Genomic DNA, 15357 nt, shown 5'->3' with positions numbered 1-15357 from the left:
AGTAAAACAAGGTGGTAGGAACATGTTGAATACAGATGTGGAAAAAAATATGGCCCCTGTAATGAAAAAGAAGAAAGGTCAACTGACCTACAAACGACAACAGAAAATACTGGGAGTGTTATTTTCATTACCAGCATTAGTATTGATGTTTACCTTTTTAATCTTGCCGGTAATCTTAGCCTTCACGTACAGCTTTATGAACTACAATATGTTAAATCCAGATGGGAAGACCTTTATAGGATTAGATAACTATGTAAGGCTATTTCAAGACCAAATCTTCTTTACAGCATTGAAAAATACGCTTTATTTCACTGTACTAGTTGTTCCACTTCAATGTGGTGTAGCGCTAGTCTTGGCAATTTTAGTAAATAAAAAAGTAAAAGTGGCCTCCCTTGGAAGGGTGTTTTTCTTTAGTCCAGTTGTTACCTCGATGGTAGTCGTAGCGATTCTTTGGACCTTCCTTTTTAACGTGGAGAGTGGATTAATTAATAGTGTATTAAATGTATTTGGCATCCCTAATCAACCATTTTTATTAAGTCCAGATCAGGCGATGAATTCAATTATTTTCATGTCCATCTGGCAAGCTGCGGGCTTTCAGATGATGATCTTTTTAGCTGGGCTTAAGGATGTACCGGAGACATTGTACGAAGCGGCAGACATTGATGGAGCCAATGCGTGGCAGAAGTTTCGTAACGTAACTCTTCCGTCGATCCAGCATGTAACAGGATTTGTACTCATTATTACAACAATCCAGGCATTCCGTCTCTTTATTCAGCCGTATGTCATGACGAATGGTGGACCTAGTAACTCTACGAAAACACTCGTATTTATGCTTTACGAAAATGGATTTCAATTTCGAGATGTAGGGTATTCCTCTGCCATTGCTGTTGTGTTTTTCCTTGTAGTAATCATTACGTCATTGATTTTAAAGAAAATATTAAAGCAATAAAGGGGGATCTATACAATGACGCAACGTACAAAAAAAATGGTAAAAAAATCAGCCACCACCATTCTCATTCTCCTACTCGGTTTCATGTTTATCGCCCCGCTGTTGTGGATGATAATGGCTTCTTTAAAACCAGAAACAGAAATATTTAAAGATATGGGCTTTGGAGCGTTACTTCCTACCCACTTAACTTTTGAAAATTACTCGACCATTCTATTCGAGAGCAGTATAAACTTCTTTCATTACATGAAAAACAGTTTAATCGTCGTAGGGGCGATCGTTATCTTTGGTACGATTATCAATTCCATTTGTGCCTATGCCCTTGTTAAGCTGAAGTTTCCGGGCAGTGACTTAATTCTTATTATCATCATTGCACTTTATGTCGTTCCGTTTGAAAGTGTACTAATTCCACTTTATATTGTTGTAAATAATCTTGGTTGGATTAATACGTACCCAGCCCTAATCGTTCCTTTTCTTGCATCGGCCTTTAACATTTTCCTATTTCGTCAATTTTTCTTAGGCTTTCCAAAGGAACTGGAGGAAGCAGCGCAAATTGACGGTGCCACACCGTTCCAGACCTTTATCCGGATTGTTGTACCTAACTCAAAGCCGGTTTTTGCAACAGCGGCCATTTTGACGTTCGTTACGCAATGGAGTGACTTCATGTGGCCATTAATTGCAGCGACAGATCGCTCGGTTCAAACGGTACAAATTGGAATTCAATATTTATTTACGGATAACAACATTCAATATGGTCAAATCATGGCTGCGTTAACGTTAACCACGATTCCTGTCATTTTAATCTTCTTGTTCTTCCAACGTTACTATGTGCAGGGGATTACTTCTAGTGGTGTGAAAGGGTAAATCTAGTTAGAAATAAATATTTTGTAGAGGTGCTTATTATGTATAGTGAACAATTTCGACCGCAATTTCATTTTAGTCCTAAGGAAAACTGGATGAATGATCCGAACGGGCTTGTGTATTACAAAGGAGAATATCATTTGTTTTACCAGTATCATCCCGACAGCACGATTTGGGGACCGATGCACTGGGGGCATGCTGTAAGTAAGGATTTAATTCATTGGGAGGAGCTCCCGATTGCGCTATATCCTGATGAATTAGGTCAGATTTTTTCTGGTAGTGCAGTTGTCGATAAGGACAACACAAGTGGCCTGAGAACATCGGAGGAAGAGGATGTTATAGTGGCCATTTTCACCCATCATGGGGAGGATAATGAGAAGCAGAGCATCGCTTACTCCAACGATAGAGGAAGATCGTGGGCGAAATACAAGGGGAATCCGGTCATTCCTAATCCAGGTATCAAGGACTTTCGTGATCCGAAGGTGTTTTGGCACAATGAAACAAACAAGTGGATCATGTCACTAGCGTGTGGAGGTGAAATTCAGTTTTATGGTTCGCCCAACCTAATAGATTGGGAGTTCCTTTCTTCCTTTGGGAAAAACTACGGTGCCCACGGTGGTGTTTGGGAATGCCCTGATTTAATCGAGATGGAGGTAAAAGGTGAAAACGAAAAGAAATGGGTGTTAATCGTCAGCATTAATCCGGGTGGACCAAATGGTGGGTCCGTTGTGCAATATTTCATCGGCGATTTCGATGGAAAAACATTTACGTGTGACGATTCTAATGAAACGGTTCGTTGGGCAGATCCTGGTCGTGACTTTTACGCTGCGGTTTCATGGAGCAATGTGGAAAAGCCTGTATGGATTGGCTGGATGAGCAATTGGCAGTATGCTAATGACGTTCCTACCTCTCCATGGCGAAGTGCTATGTCTATTCCTCGTGAGATAAGCCTTGCAAAAACGAGTGAAGAAGAATATAAATTAATTCAGAAACCGATAAAACAACTAGAGCAACTGAGAGTGAACGAACCTAAAGAGGAAATAAATGTCGTTGTCAATGAAAGCAATTCATATACATTGCCAAAGGTTGGCTCCTTAGTAGAGTTAGATCTCCAAGTAAAGGAAGCGAAAGCGGAAGCTTGGGGAATACGAATCAACCATGGAGATAAAAAAAATACGGGCATTACCTTTAATTTGAAAGAAAATGAGTGGATAATCGATCGTATGAATAGCGGATTAGTTGATTTTTCTGCGGAGTTTCCAAGTAAAGATGCAGCAACATTATTTGCGGGTCAAGGTGTTCAAACAGTAAAGGTCTTTCTTGATACGGCTTCGTTAGAGGTGTTCCTCAACGAGGGAGAAAGTGTCATGACAGATATTATTTTCCCAACAGAAAATGATGTAAGAATTGAATTGTTTGCAACAAACGGGGAAGTGATTTTTCACAAGGTAACTGTAACAAAGCTAAAAGGAATTTGGTAAAAGAAAACAAGAAAGCAGGTCGTAGCAAATGAATTTATGGGATGGGAAAGCAGCAAAAACACTTAATAAACTAACGAATATTGTCCTTTTAAACTTGCTTTGGCTATTGTTCTCCATCCCTGTCATTACCATTGTGCCAGCAACAGTGGCAATGGCAGGCGTTGTGAAAGCGTGGCAACTTGAGGAAGAGGAGAGAGTATTCCGCCCATTTATGCATTTCTTTGTAAAAAACTTTAGGCGAAGTTTCTTCATCGGTGCAATGTGGTTAATGGTAGGAGCTGTGTTGCTAGTCGATCTGCTACTGTTTCTAACGATTCCTCATGATTTGCTAAGAATGGTATTAATTACACTAACTAGTTTCATTATTTTATTGTATTTATTTACAAGTGTATATATCATTCCGGTGATGCTACATGAAAACATAACAGAATTAAAACCGCTTCTAAAACGAGCATTCATTCTATCATTCTATGATCTACCTGTATCCTTCTCGGTTGTTCTTATTACTAGCTCGGCCGTTGTTCTTGTGCTCTTAGTATCAATAACGTCTATTTTTATTGGAGCATTAACAGCAATGATCGTCCATCGATTTAGCTATCGCACCTTTTCTAAGGGTAAAATAATGGAAGGGAGTCAGGTAAATCTATAATCTGCAGATATTAGCAGAGGTAAGGGTTGCAATCGAGCCATAGGTGCGGAAATCATTATAGGGAGTAGGCAAGGAGGATTATTATGAAAAGTGGGGTTATTACCCTAGGTGAGGCATTAATTGATTTTATACCATTAGATAAAGAGAATAGTACTTTCCAAAAATGTCCCGGTGGCGCTCCTGCCAATGTAGCGGTTGGCTTGGCAAAGCTGCAGGTTCCTTCCAAATTTGTAGGGAAGGTAGGCAATGACGTGCTTGGGCATTTTCTAAAGGAGACATTAGCTTCCTACCAAGTAGATACAACGAATATGTTCTATACCGATGAAGCACGGACGAACGTCGTGTTCGTTACATTGGCCGATGATGGGGAAAGAAGCTTTGAATTCTTTATTGATCCAAGTGCAGACACGTTATTAGCAGAAGAGGATATAGAAGAAAGTATTTTTCTAGATGCAAAAATCCTTCATTTTGGTTCGATTTCTTTGATCAGTGGGAGTTCCAATGCTGCTACGTGGAAAGCGGTAAAACTAGCAAAAAAGAATAACATGATTGTTTCATATGATCCCAATCTCCGGTTGTCATTGTGGGACAGTGAAGAGCAGGCTAAGCAAACGATCACCTCGATGCTTCCATACGTAGATATCGTAAAAATTTCAGAAGAGGAGTTATTCTTTATTACTGGGAGTAAAAGCTTTGAAGATGGCTTAGAGGCCATCACTGCCTACAACATTCCCATTGTCGTTGTGACGTTAGGGGAGAAGGGTAGCTACATCCTTGTTAACGGGGAGAGGAGCCATGTTCCTGCCATGAAGGTCAATGCAGTAGATACAACTGGTGCGGGCGATGCCTTCGTTTCTGGATTACTCTATGGTTTAAACACGTCTGACAAACCCCTTTCTGAGTTATCGATGGGGGATTTAAAGCGAATGGCCGAATTCGCAAGTCTTTCTGGAGCACTAGCAGCCTCCGTCAAAGGAGCAATGACAGCTCTGCCGAGAGTAGAGGATGTTATGAAGTATTTGGATGGAAGTAAACAAATATAAAACTTTTATTATCGTTTTTATGCTAGGAGTAAGAAGCAAGTGTTGGAGGCTCATTAGTGAACGGGGCGGTTTTTATGTTTAAATGCAGGTGTAGATAGTTGAGAGCTGTTTGAAGAACGGAGAAGCAAGCAGTGATGACATAACTTTAATAATAAAAAAAGTTGTGTGATTATCTATCAGTATAATAAGCTTGTCCTCGCCATAAATCCTTCTATACTACAAGTGTAGAGGGTTTTTATTTATTTCTGGAGTCGTCAGGACCATCTATGCAATATAAGTAATATTAGAGTTTTAATTTGATTTTAATTTTTGATATTTATTTAGGAAGACATCAAGCTCTTGGCTACACTTAATAGTATCAGGATGATTAAACCCATTAGATTGGGCCAACTGAATCATATGAATTCGTAATGTATCAATTTTGTATTCCAACTCTATTATGAAGGTCCCTTTTTCCATAAAACATACTCCTACTATTAAGAAATAAAATTGTACAACATAGACCATTATATACTAGCATTGATACCTGTTAACCAGTTCGACAGCATTTCTTATAAATCGACAAAATCCTTTTTGGACTTTTTTCAAAATAGCTTCCAACTACCTTATTCTAGAAAAGGTGCGAAACTAATAGGGAAATTAATTTCGCACCTTTTTCATAACTTTCATTATTTTAATAAAGGGACCTTTATTACTAGCTTAAACTTTTGAATAACTAGTAGAGTGACTAACAATGGAAGATGTATAGTCATAATACCAGCTAAAATTCGTAACCACGGACTCGCTGCAATTTGTTCAAATGGAATAATTTGTGTAAGAGGAAGAAGTAAAATGATTTCAAAAAATACTAACAAAAGAAACCCAATGATACCAATAATAAAACCATTTAGTATTTTAAACTTAAAAATGATTACCACTAATAATGCGAACACGGTTAAGTTAATTAAAGGTTTGATGGAATTCATCATAAAAATACTTAAAGTAAAAGCTACTCCACCATATACCAGTGAGAAAATAATCATAGATTTTATGTTCCCCTTGATTGAAACACCAAGAAGAGCAAAAGAAACTGCGAGCATTAAAAATGCTTCTGGAAACGATAATAAAAAGAAACTAAACCACTCCATAATGACCTCCTTTCTTGTTGTAAGACATAGATGATATTAGTTGGACTTCTGAGAGGGGCCGGCATTTTAAAAACTGGCCACATATATTAAGCCATCTTTTGGTTGATGAAAGATGGCCTAATATATATTAACAATTTGACTAGAAAAAAGCTATCGTTTAATTTGGGCATATAAAAGATTATTTATTCATGATCTTTAGGTAGTTTAGGTTGATATAGCATGCTTGAAGACGCTGTGCTTATTTCTGTTTTTGCTATAAGAACGATGACAGTAACTACCCAACCGACAGCTACCTTTGCCATTTTTTTCAAGAGACTTGCCTCCTTTCTAACAGGTGTTCAATTTTATTAACAATTAAATAAGAATATGGATGTATGGTTCCAATTTGAAATAAAAAACCGAAAAGGGAGGCTAATATAACTTCAGTTGGATAAGATTTCAGGGTTAAGGTGTAAATGACTCCTCCCCAAATAATAATGGCTGATAGCGAGAATTTTTTTAGCTTCCTTTTTTGATTTTCGGTCATGTTTTTGTAAAAATGATTGGATGGGGCGTATTTATAAGCTAAAAATAAGCCTGTAATAATAGAAAAACATAACAAAACTAAAATCGTCCGGAAATCTATAAAAACCGATAGTTTACTTGAGATAAACGATAGGAAAAGCATAATAATTAGCCCTGCAAACAAGCAGCGAACGTAAGTGGAGTAATGATGTCCACCTGTAAAGAAACGAAAAATAATAAACGTAAAAAGCACAGAAAGCATTGGAAAAAGTAAACCTAGTAGAATGGAAGTTGTAAGTAAAATGAAGATTTTAATAAAGCCTCTTATCAAAATTTCGATACCGTAACGAATATAATCAACTTCGGTAGTTCTCTCAACATACATACCTAATGCTTTGGCTATTCTTTCGCTAACGTGATTGATCATTTTCCACCACTTTCGGAAATGTGATTTCAATAGTTACTTCATTATCTTTAGTAGCGACGTGCAAAAAACCATTATATTTCTCAGTAACTTCTTGGATAATTGCTAACCCGTATCCTCTATCTAATTCCGATTTAGTAGAATAACCGATTTTAAAATGATTTTCAGTAATCTTTTTCAAGATCGAGGTATTTTTTACGATTAATTTCACTGATTCATTGACTTTCACAATTTCTAATCCAATTTTGCGTTCTGCATTAGGCATTTCAAGTGTGGCTTCATAAGCATTATCAAGCAAGTTGCTAATTAATCGTATTAAATCAGTAGAAGATAGAATAGTTTCAATTTCTTCGTTTGCTATATTCACACTAAAAGGTATGTCTGCTTTTTGATACCTGTCCATCTTTGAAAATAGCATGGAAGAGAGAATAGGATTTTTTATCGTTAATGCCTTATTATTAATATTAATATGACCGATCATCTCTTGAATGTATTTATCAGCGGCATCATATTTTTTTATTTTCATTAGTCCGGAAATAACCGTTAAGTGATTGTTAAGGTCATGGCGGTCAGATCGAACTGAAGTTACTAAGGACCGGAACTCTTCAACATGAGTAGATTCAGTATTATAAACTTTTCGTTTCTCCTCGCGTTTAAAAATTTTTCCTAATATGTAAAGAGATAGTATGTTCAAAATAACAACGAAAATTAAGTGAATGGGGATCCCAATGATATCAAGAGCATGATCCTGTAAGCCTGCGATTGAAATAATACCAAAGAAAACTAATAATAATTGAATTAGAATGATAATTACTAAAATGGTGAAATTCATAGAGCTGATCATTTATGGCTTGTAACAAAAGAATTAGCCATTTTACTCCTTAAAAGTAAGTTTTAATAGGATTATAACACAAACTAATTATATAAGGCTTTACTAGCAAAAGCTATTTCATTGCCCTTTTTAGCTGTAACTGGGGTAGTTGCAATTTTAGTGGCATCAGATATTGTCTCAGAATAAAAACAGACACCAATTTCTAAAAAAAACACACCTGAATGAAAAAGCTTTTTTATATAATCAACTTAGACAGAACGTAAGAGAGCCAAGTCTCTTACGAAAAGATGCTCATATTAGTGTATTTTTTGTAAGCGTATACAAAAGATGATGGGAAGGGTGATTGAATTGCAAAACTTTGAAAGTTTTAACAAAAGCTTTATTAATGGAGAGTGGACGGAAGGAAAGAGTCACAGAACCTATGATATTACCAACCCATTTGATGACTCGTTAATTATGCAAGTCCCATTAGCGACAAAAGGGCAAGTAGTAGAAGCTTTTGAGGTGGCAAAGGAAGCCCAAAAAGCATGGGGGAAAAGTACGGTAGAAGAACGCCGTGAGGTACTGCATAATGCTGCAGAATATTTAAAGGAAAATCGTGAAGAGATTGTTAATGTAATCAGTCGAGAAACCGGCGGAACGATTTTAAAAGCGAATGTTGAGTTACATTTAACGCTCGAATTTCTTGAGGAATCTATTAAGTATGCAGACGAAATCAATACCGTAAAAGAAGTACCAGGTCATGTTGATGGAAAGTTAAATCACATTCATCGAATTCCCTTAGGTGTGGTTACGTCTATTTCACCTTTTAATTTTCCTATGAATTTATCAATGCGTACGATTGCACCAGCCATTGCTTTAGGAAATAGTGTTGTTCATAAGCCAGACATTCAAGTTGGGTTAAGTGGTGGAATTATTCTTGCAAAAGCATTTGAACATGCAGGGCTACCAAAAGGTGTTCTCAACGTTATTATGACTGACATTGAAGAGATAGGCGATGAAATGCTAACAAATCCTTACTCCAAGTTAATCAGTTTCACTGGTTCTACAGCTGTAGGGCGAAAAATTGGCGAAATTGCTGGACGTAACTTGAAACGTGTTGCGCTAGAGCTAGGGGGGAATAGTCCATTAATTGTATTATCAGACGCAGATGTAGATCGTGCTGTTGATGCGGCTGTGTTCGGGAAGTTCATCCATCAAGGTCAAATTTGTATGATTATTAATCGTATCATTGTTCATCAAGATAAACATGATGAGTTTGTTGAGAAGTTTGTAGAAAGAGCAAAAGCACTACCTTATGGCGATACAAGCGATCCGAGCACCGTTATTGGACCACTAGTGAACAAAGCTCAAATGGTAAAAGCCCTTAACTTTATCGGGGAGGCGAAGAGAGAAGGTGCAACAGTTGCTCTTGAGGGTCAACGAATTGGAAATGTGTTGACGCCTTTCGTTTTCACGAATGTTAATAATTCTAGCAAACTTGCACAAAGTGAATTGTTCGCTCCAATTGCAACGATTATAAAAGCAGAGTCAGATGAACAAGCGATTGAATTTGCGAATGACACAGAACATGGTTTAAGCTCAGCCATCTTTACAAGTGACCTGCAACGTGGAGAAGAGCTTGCATTACAAGTAGATGCCGGTATGACGCATATTAATGATCAAACAGTAAATGATGCACCGTATATTCCATTTGGAGGTAACAAAGCTAGTGGATTAGGGCGCTTTGGGAATCCGTGGGTAGTAGAAGAATTTACTGTTACAAAATGGGTATCCGTTCAAACGAAGTATCGCCAATTTGCTTTTTAATATAGGAAAAAGGAACAAATTAGTAGTGATTACTAATTTGTTCCTTTTACTGTGATGAACTCAAATTTTCCATAATTTTTCTTGTACTGCTTAGGAGTTAATCCTGTAACCTTTTTAAATGTTTTCGAAAAGTGTTTGACTTCAAAAAAGCCAACTTTCGAAGCGATGTCAGCTACTAACAAATCTTTAGAGGATGAAATTAATTCTTTTGCTTTCTGAATCCTATAGGAAACAAGGTACTTTATGGGACTGATCCCCATCTCCTTTGTAAACATTTGACTTAAATAGGAATTGCTAATATTCAGATTTTCGGCAATGTAGTTTACGGTAATCTCATCTGAATAATGGTTATGAATAAAATCAATGGCTTGTAGAACAATCGAATTTTTGACCATGGAACTATTCGAAAGCTTTCCTTTTAATAACATGATATTTTCGATAAAATCGTTACACCTTTGTTCAATGGAGCAATAAAATAACTCCCTTGGAGAATAACTTTCACTAAACATATTAGTGCACAAGGTACTATATTTGGTTACTAGTGCACTTAACAATGAGGTTTGACAGTAATAAAATAAATTATAGCTTAAACTTGGTTTTACATAATCTAAGAATAGCTGTTTAATTAATTGGATAAGTTTTGGATCAGTGATATTTAGGTTAATAATTTCTTTGATTTCTTTAAGAATTTCATCAATGACCGTATAATCAATTTCTTTCCTCACTGAATGAATGTACTCTTGAGTAATCAAAGGTGCATCGTGGCAAAAGAAAAAGTAAATTTGTTGTCGGTGAAATGCTTCATATCCCTCCCTAATATCTTCAATATTTTTTATATAGGTACTTCTGTACTTTAGCGCTGTTTTCATATCCATGACTTTATTAAGTTTATTCGTAACTTCTAGTAGAACACGTTGTTGAGTAGCCTCGCTCTTAGAATGATCAGCATTTATGATAATTCCTATTAATAGTGGATTGATATAAAAGGCTTCTCCTCCATGATAGGAATCTAACACATTCTGAGATTCCTTCACAAACTCTTCCCCAACAAAGTAATAAATATTTTTATTAAGATCATGATCGGAATATTCGATGTCCAATAAATTACAAATGTACAGATAATAGCCGGATAAATTTAGATTAAGATTAGCTATCTTCTTATAATATAAAAATTCATTATATGTAACTCCTCGTAAAATGTCTTTGAGATATTCTGCTTTTTCTAATGTTTTAATTCTCGAATTCATGATAAGATTTGAATCTTTTGCTTCACCAATCGTATTAAACCGACAATTGAATCTTTCAATTAAGGAGAGCTGAAAATAATGTTTTAAACGGTTAAGTAGATGTTGATTTGGATTGCTAGTAACCGAGTAAGCGATTTCATTTTCGGGATTTAAATGAAATGCTAGTAGGGTTGGAGAAATATTGGCGTGCATTAAATCAACAAATAAATTTTGCACTTTGTAAATGGGGTGGATAAGCTGAAAAATAATGATATCAGCCTTTAATTCAACAGCCTTATCAATACACGTTTCATAGGAATTAGTGACGTAAGTAATAGAAAATTCTTTCGTATTATTAGCAGCGTACTCAGTAATAATAGATGAAATTTCATCTTCGGCGCACAGAATGATTGATAGACTCATAGGGGACCCCCTCCAAAAGATTAAATAGATTTTACAACATCTGTATTACATTTTCTATAGAGAAAATACTACTATAAAAAAATTATCTAAAAAATTAAAAAATAACACCTATTGCTAAAAAATGAACACCAGAATAACAGATCAATTCAGTACAATATATTTAACAACAAGTTACAGAAATACAAAAAGTGATAACTTTATTGTAAGCGTATTCAAACTAATGGTAGCACAAGTACACTTTAAATGTTGAGAAAATTAGAACATAAGGAGGTTAGTATGAAAAATAACATAAGTGATTTTTCGTTAAATTTATTTTCATTAAAAGGCAAAGTTGCCATTGTAACTGGAGCTAATCAGGGACTTGGAATGGCTTACGCAGTAGCTTTCGCAAAGGCTGGAGCAGATTTATTTATTCCGCATCTAACAGAAGACGTTACAGAAATTAAACAATTGATTGAAGAAACTGGGCAAAGAGTCAAGTTTCTACAAGGTGATTTGACAGATAAACAATATATTCAAGATATAGTAGATACATGTATAGAGGAGTACGGTCAAATAGATATTCTTGTTAATAATGCGGGAGCCAGTAAGTTTGGTGAGTTTACGGAATATCCAGATTCAGCTTGGGAAAAAATCATGGACATTAACTTAAACTCAGTCTACTACTTAAGCAAGAGAGTAGCAGATCAGATGATTGAACAAAAGTCAGGTAAAATTATCAACATTGCCTCAGCACTAGCTTTTACAGCGGATAAAAAATGTCCACCATATACAACGAGCAAGCATGGAATTGTTGGTTTAACTAGAGTATTTGCAGCTGAAACGGGCCAATACAACATTCAAACCAATGCGATTGCTCCAGGCTTTCTAGTAACAGAGGTAAATAAGGAAATTAGTGAAAATAAAGAGTACTACAACAAAATTAATGATCGCATTCCACTAGGTCGCTGGGGTGATCCGCATGATCTAATGGGAACCGCTTTGTTCCTAGCAAGTAGTGCATCTGATTATATTAACGGATTTACGATTAGTGTAGATGGAGGGTTTGCATCAACGATTTAATAAAGGGAGGTGCTCTTTTGAAAACGGTTGCAGTAACGAAAGTAGGAAGTTTAAAAGATCCGAATGAAGAAACAAGAGGGAGAGTGGAGGTGTTAGACTTTCCGGAACAGGAGCTAGGAGAAGATGATGTGCGGCTGAAGGTAGCTTATTGCTCGATCTGCGGGTCTGACCCTCATTTAGTGGAAGGAGTCTTTGACCTCAAGCCCCCATTCGGTTTAGGTCATGAAGTTTCTGGGACAATCGTGGAACTTGGAGCCAAAGCTAAGAAAAAAGGATTAAAGATTGGAGATAGAGTGGCTGGAAATTTCCTTAAATTTTGTGGAACATGCTACTACTGTTTAAACGGACAGGAGCAATTTTGTGAGAATCTCTTCGATTATAATCGCCCAGGGATGGCTGAAACGATTGTCTGGCATGAGTCACAAGTTTGGAAACTTCCAGATGACGTTTCATTAGAAGAGGCTTGTTTATTGGAGCCAGTTGCGATTGCTGTTCGAATTGTTGATAAAGCCAATATGAAGGTCGGTCAGCGTGTCGCGATTTCAGGTGGAGGACCAATTGGACTGTTAACCTTACAAATGCTTAAACATTTTGGGGCAACATCGTTAACTCTTATTGAGCCAATTGAAGAAAGAAGAAATCTAGCAAAGCAATTCGGCGCAGATCACGTCATTGATCCCATTAACCAGGATGTTGAAGTAGAATCAGATACGATTACTGATGGTCGAGGATTTGATGTAGTGATTGAAGCATCAGGCTCTCCAAGAGCTGCAAATGTTGCATTAGAGATAGCAGCTAAAGGAGGAACCGTGTTATATATTGCGATGTTCCCGAAAGAGTATGAAATGCCATTAAACCTTTATGATAAATGTTATTTCAACGAATTGACGATTTCAGGGATTTTCGTGGCACCTTACGCCTTTCCAAGGGCTGTCCAAATGCTTCCTAAACTAGATTTAGAACCTTTTATACAAAAAGTATTTCCACTTACACAAGGTGTTGAAGCGTTTGATGCTCATATGAGTGGAAAGTATCCAAAAGTATTAATTAAATGTGATGAATAAAACCTAGTAAATTCTAAGAAAAGAGGTTATGACACATGGGGAATGTTGACATTGAATTAGTAACACAGCTTGAAGATAAAGCTATTGATATTAGAAAAGATTTATGTACGTATATTTATCGAATTGCAACAGCCGGTCATTTAGGCGGGGAGTTGTCGATGGTTGATGTGGCTGTCGCCCTTTACTATAAATATATGAATTATGATCCAACAAATCCAGAAATGCCAGATCGAGACAGACTCATTTTAAGTAAAGGACATTGTGGCGAGACGTTATATACGATCTATTCAGATTTAGGTATGTACACAATGGATTATATGGTTGAGCATTTTAACACACTTGCAACAGGAAAGTTTAGTATGCACCCAAATCGTAAATACATTGAGGCGATTGAGGCGTCAACTGGGTCTTTAGGTCATGGCTTACCAATTGCGACTGGGCTTGCCTTAGGTGCAAGAATGTCTGGTGAAAAGTGGAGAACGTTCTGTATTTTGGGAGATGGTGAGCTTCAAGAAGGAACAAACTGGGAAGCCTTTATGGCAGCAGGCCAATACCAATTGGGGAACCTAGTAGCAATTGTCGATAAAAATGACCTACAAATGTCAGGCAATACGGCGAACACAGTTACAATAGACCCACTTGATGAAAAAGTAAAGGCGTTCGGGTGGGATGTAATTGAGATAAATGGAAATGACATGAGAGAAGTTTGTGAGGCTTTGGATTCTCTTCCTGAATCAGACCCGCATGTAAGAAGAAAGCCGGTTTGTATCATTTCAAATACGGTAAAAGGTGCTGGTGTAGAATTTATGGAAAATGTTGTCGGATGGCATGCAGGTTCATTAAGTAAAGAGAAGTTAGAAGAGGCAATTGAGTCCATTGAAAATACAAGGAAGGTGAGACAATAATGACGACTAGAGTAACTTTAAATTTTGACGAAATTTTATCATCTGCTAGAGAAGTGTATGGGACAGAATTACGAAAAATGGCAGAAGAAGGATTAGAGTTTGCTTTTACTTGCTCTGATAATGTAGCTCCTTCTTCTACAGTAGGAAAATTTATGGCCGATTATCCAGATCGTTGTTTTAACGTGGGGATTGCTGAAGCGAATCAAGTAGGGGTTTCAGCAGGCTTGGCTCTTTCGGGAAAAGTCGTATTTGCACAAGTATTTGGACCATTTCTACCATTGAGAGCTGCGGACCAAATTCATGCCGATATTGCCTATAACGATGTACCCGTCAGATTAATAGGAACGCATGCTGGTGTTACTTCAGGTGGAGGTCCAACACATAATGTGATTGCAGACCTTGCTTTTTACCGGGCCGTTCCAAACTTAACGATTGTTTGTCCTGCTGATGCCAATCAGTGTGCAAGAGTTGTGAGAGAATCTATGACCTACCCAGGTCCAATGGTCATTCGCATTGCACGAGGAGCTGAGCCAGATGTGTATGCGAATAATGATTATGAATTTAAAATTGGTAAAGCAATCAAAGTGAAGGAAGGCTCTGATTTAACCCTTATTGGTACAGGTAGCAGTGTATATTGGTCATTCAAAGCAGCTGAAGAACTTGCAAAGCAAGGGATTCATGCAAGAGTACTTGATATGCATACGATTAAACCGTTTGATGAAGAAGCTGTTTTACAAGCAGCGTCAGAAACAGGATGTATTGTGACAGTAGAAGACCATAGTATCCATGGTGGACTTGGTGGGGCTGTTGCAGAATTACTTGCTGAATCTAGTATTCCTTGTCGATTTAAAAGAATTGCTCTTCCAGACGAGTTCTGTGTACTTGGTGAGCCGGATGAAGTGTATCGGTATTATGGGATGGCACCAGAAGGAATCGCTGAAACAGTAAGGAACTTTTTGAAATAATTAGGTATCAAATTCAGCTAGTATCATAACGTTACT

The 15357-nt window shown here is 37.0% G+C and carries 16 protein-coding genes; 10 read left to right on the top strand and 6 right to left on the bottom strand.

The features are described 5' to 3' along the window. The first annotated feature begins 22 nt into the window (after positions 1–22). The 5 genes from N0O92_RS10975 to N0O92_RS10955 all read left to right on the top strand — a co-directional run bounded on the left by N0O92_RS10975 (position 23) and on the right by N0O92_RS10955 (position 4980). On the top strand, positions 23–949 hold the full coding sequence (locus tag N0O92_RS10975; RefSeq protein WP_315614699.1) for a carbohydrate ABC transporter permease: 927 nt from the start codon (positions 23–25) through the stop codon (positions 947–949). Between the two features lie 15 nt (positions 950–964). Next, a complete protein-coding gene (locus N0O92_RS10970; protein ID WP_315614698.1) occupies positions 965–1810 on the top strand; it encodes a carbohydrate ABC transporter permease in 846 nt (281 codons plus the stop codon). A gap of 38 nt (positions 1811–1848) precedes the next feature. Then, positions 1849–3288 carry a glycoside hydrolase family 32 protein gene (locus tag N0O92_RS10965; RefSeq protein ID WP_315614697.1) on the top strand — a complete coding sequence of 480 codons (1440 nt, stop codon included), beginning with the start codon at positions 1849–1851 and terminating at the stop codon, positions 3286–3288. A gap of 28 nt (positions 3289–3316) precedes the next feature. Further along, positions 3317–3937 carry a DUF624 domain-containing protein gene (locus tag N0O92_RS10960; RefSeq protein ID WP_315614696.1) on the top strand — a complete coding sequence of 207 codons (621 nt, stop codon included), beginning with the start codon at positions 3317–3319 and terminating at the stop codon, positions 3935–3937. Between the two features lie 83 nt (positions 3938–4020). After that, on the top strand, positions 4021–4980 hold the full coding sequence (locus N0O92_RS10955) for an aminoimidazole riboside kinase (RefSeq protein WP_315614695.1): 960 nt from the start codon (positions 4021–4023) through the stop codon (positions 4978–4980). 291 nt (positions 4981–5271) lie between these two features. Here the strand turns inward: N0O92_RS10955 and N0O92_RS10950 are convergent, their stop codons facing one another. The 5 genes from N0O92_RS10950 to N0O92_RS10930 form a co-directional block, all read right to left on the bottom strand. Further along, a complete protein-coding gene (locus tag N0O92_RS10950) occupies positions 5272–5439 on the bottom strand; it encodes an aspartyl-phosphate phosphatase Spo0E family protein (protein WP_315614694.1) in 168 nt (55 codons plus the stop codon). Between the two features lie 209 nt (positions 5440–5648). Further along, on the bottom strand, positions 5649–6107 hold the full coding sequence (locus N0O92_RS10945) for a hypothetical protein (RefSeq protein WP_315614693.1): 459 nt from the start codon (positions 6105–6107) through the stop codon (positions 5649–5651). 182 nt (positions 6108–6289) lie between these two features. Next, a complete protein-coding gene (locus tag N0O92_RS10940) occupies positions 6290–6409 on the bottom strand; it encodes an AgrD family cyclic lactone autoinducer peptide (RefSeq protein ID WP_315614774.1) in 120 nt (39 codons plus the stop codon). Between the two features lie 5 nt (positions 6410–6414). Beyond that, positions 6415–7038, bottom strand: coding sequence for an accessory gene regulator ArgB-like protein (locus tag N0O92_RS10935; protein ID WP_315614692.1), 624 nt, complete (start codon positions 7036–7038; stop codon positions 6415–6417). Beyond that, the gene (locus N0O92_RS10930) at positions 7022–7879 is read right to left on the bottom strand and encodes a sensor histidine kinase (protein WP_315614691.1); all 858 of its coding nucleotides are present in this window, start codon (positions 7877–7879) and stop codon (positions 7022–7024) included. The genes N0O92_RS10935 and N0O92_RS10930 overlap by 17 nt, the downstream gene beginning before the upstream one ends. Before the next feature lie 336 nt (positions 7880–8215). On the opposite strand from N0O92_RS10930, the gene N0O92_RS10925 reads away from it, so the two are divergent. Further along, the gene (locus tag N0O92_RS10925; RefSeq protein WP_315614690.1) at positions 8216–9676 is read left to right on the top strand and encodes an aldehyde dehydrogenase family protein; all 1461 of its coding nucleotides are present in this window, start codon (positions 8216–8218) and stop codon (positions 9674–9676) included. Between the two features lie 32 nt (positions 9677–9708). Here the strand turns inward: N0O92_RS10925 and N0O92_RS10920 are convergent, their stop codons facing one another. Beyond that, on the bottom strand, positions 9709–11325 hold the full coding sequence (locus N0O92_RS10920; RefSeq protein WP_315614689.1) for a helix-turn-helix domain-containing protein: 1617 nt from the start codon (positions 11323–11325) through the stop codon (positions 9709–9711). Between the two features lie 276 nt (positions 11326–11601). On the opposite strand from N0O92_RS10920, the gene N0O92_RS10915 reads away from it, so the two are divergent. Genes N0O92_RS10915 through N0O92_RS10900 form a run of 4 tightly spaced genes read left to right on the top strand, consistent with a single transcriptional unit; the run spans position 11602 to position 15321 of the window. Then, positions 11602–12387 (top strand): SDR family oxidoreductase, encoded by a 786-nt coding sequence (locus tag N0O92_RS10915; RefSeq protein ID WP_315614688.1) that lies wholly within the window; start codon positions 11602–11604, stop codon positions 12385–12387. Positions 12388–12404: 17 nt separating this feature from the next. Continuing rightward, on the top strand, positions 12405–13451 hold the full coding sequence (locus N0O92_RS10910; protein WP_315614687.1) for a zinc-dependent alcohol dehydrogenase: 1047 nt from the start codon (positions 12405–12407) through the stop codon (positions 13449–13451). A 35-nt stretch (positions 13452–13486) separates the two neighbouring features. Next, a complete protein-coding gene (locus N0O92_RS10905; protein ID WP_315614686.1) occupies positions 13487–14356 on the top strand; it encodes a transketolase in 870 nt (289 codons plus the stop codon). Further along, positions 14356–15321 carry a transketolase family protein gene (locus tag N0O92_RS10900; protein WP_315614685.1) on the top strand — a complete coding sequence of 322 codons (966 nt, stop codon included), beginning with the start codon at positions 14356–14358 and terminating at the stop codon, positions 15319–15321. Before N0O92_RS10905 ends, N0O92_RS10900 begins: the two co-directional genes overlap by 1 nt. Positions 15322–15357 lie beyond the last annotated feature (36 nt).

The sequence above is a fragment of the Alkalihalobacillus sp. MEB130 genome, assembly GCF_032335535.1.
Classification (GTDB): Bacteria; Bacillota; Bacilli; order Bacillales; family Bacillaceae_D; genus Halalkalibacter.
Note: the sequence above shows the minus strand (reverse complement) of the source record. Positions and strands in the feature narration are given on the sequence as shown.

What these genes read in the sequence shown, in the direction of transcription:
- N0O92_RS10920 (WP_315614689.1), bottom strand. Translation starts at nt 11,325, where the DNA reads ATGAGTCTATCAATCATTCTGTGCGCCGAAGATGAAATTTCATCTATT.
- N0O92_RS10975 (WP_315614699.1), top strand. Translation starts at nt 23, where the DNA reads ATGTTGAATACAGATGTGGAAAAAAATATGGCCCCTGTAATGAAAAAG.
- N0O92_RS10905 (WP_315614686.1), top strand. Translation starts at nt 13,487, where the DNA reads ATGGGGAATGTTGACATTGAATTAGTAACACAGCTTGAAGATAAAGCT.
- N0O92_RS10930 (WP_315614691.1), bottom strand. Translation starts at nt 7,879, where the DNA reads ATGATCAGCTCTATGAATTTCACCATTTTAGTAATTATCATTCTAATT.
- N0O92_RS10970 (WP_315614698.1), top strand. Translation starts at nt 965, where the DNA reads ATGACGCAACGTACAAAAAAAATGGTAAAAAAATCAGCCACCACCATT.
- N0O92_RS10950 (WP_315614694.1), bottom strand. Translation starts at nt 5,439, where the DNA reads ATGGAAAAAGGGACCTTCATAATAGAGTTGGAATACAAAATTGATACA.
- N0O92_RS10955 (WP_315614695.1), top strand. Translation starts at nt 4,021, where the DNA reads ATGAAAAGTGGGGTTATTACCCTAGGTGAGGCATTAATTGATTTTATA.
- N0O92_RS10900 (WP_315614685.1), top strand. Translation starts at nt 14,356, where the DNA reads ATGACGACTAGAGTAACTTTAAATTTTGACGAAATTTTATCATCTGCT.
- N0O92_RS10960 (WP_315614696.1), top strand. Translation starts at nt 3,317, where the DNA reads ATGAATTTATGGGATGGGAAAGCAGCAAAAACACTTAATAAACTAACG.
- N0O92_RS10945 (WP_315614693.1), bottom strand. Translation starts at nt 6,107, where the DNA reads ATGGAGTGGTTTAGTTTCTTTTTATTATCGTTTCCAGAAGCATTTTTA.
- N0O92_RS10935 (WP_315614692.1), bottom strand. Translation starts at nt 7,038, where the DNA reads ATGATCAATCACGTTAGCGAAAGAATAGCCAAAGCATTAGGTATGTAT.
- N0O92_RS10940 (WP_315614774.1), bottom strand. Translation starts at nt 6,409, where the DNA reads ATGGCAAAGGTAGCTGTCGGTTGGGTAGTTACTGTCATCGTTCTTATA.
- N0O92_RS10965 (WP_315614697.1), top strand. Translation starts at nt 1,849, where the DNA reads ATGTATAGTGAACAATTTCGACCGCAATTTCATTTTAGTCCTAAGGAA.
- N0O92_RS10915 (WP_315614688.1), top strand. Translation starts at nt 11,602, where the DNA reads ATGAAAAATAACATAAGTGATTTTTCGTTAAATTTATTTTCATTAAAA.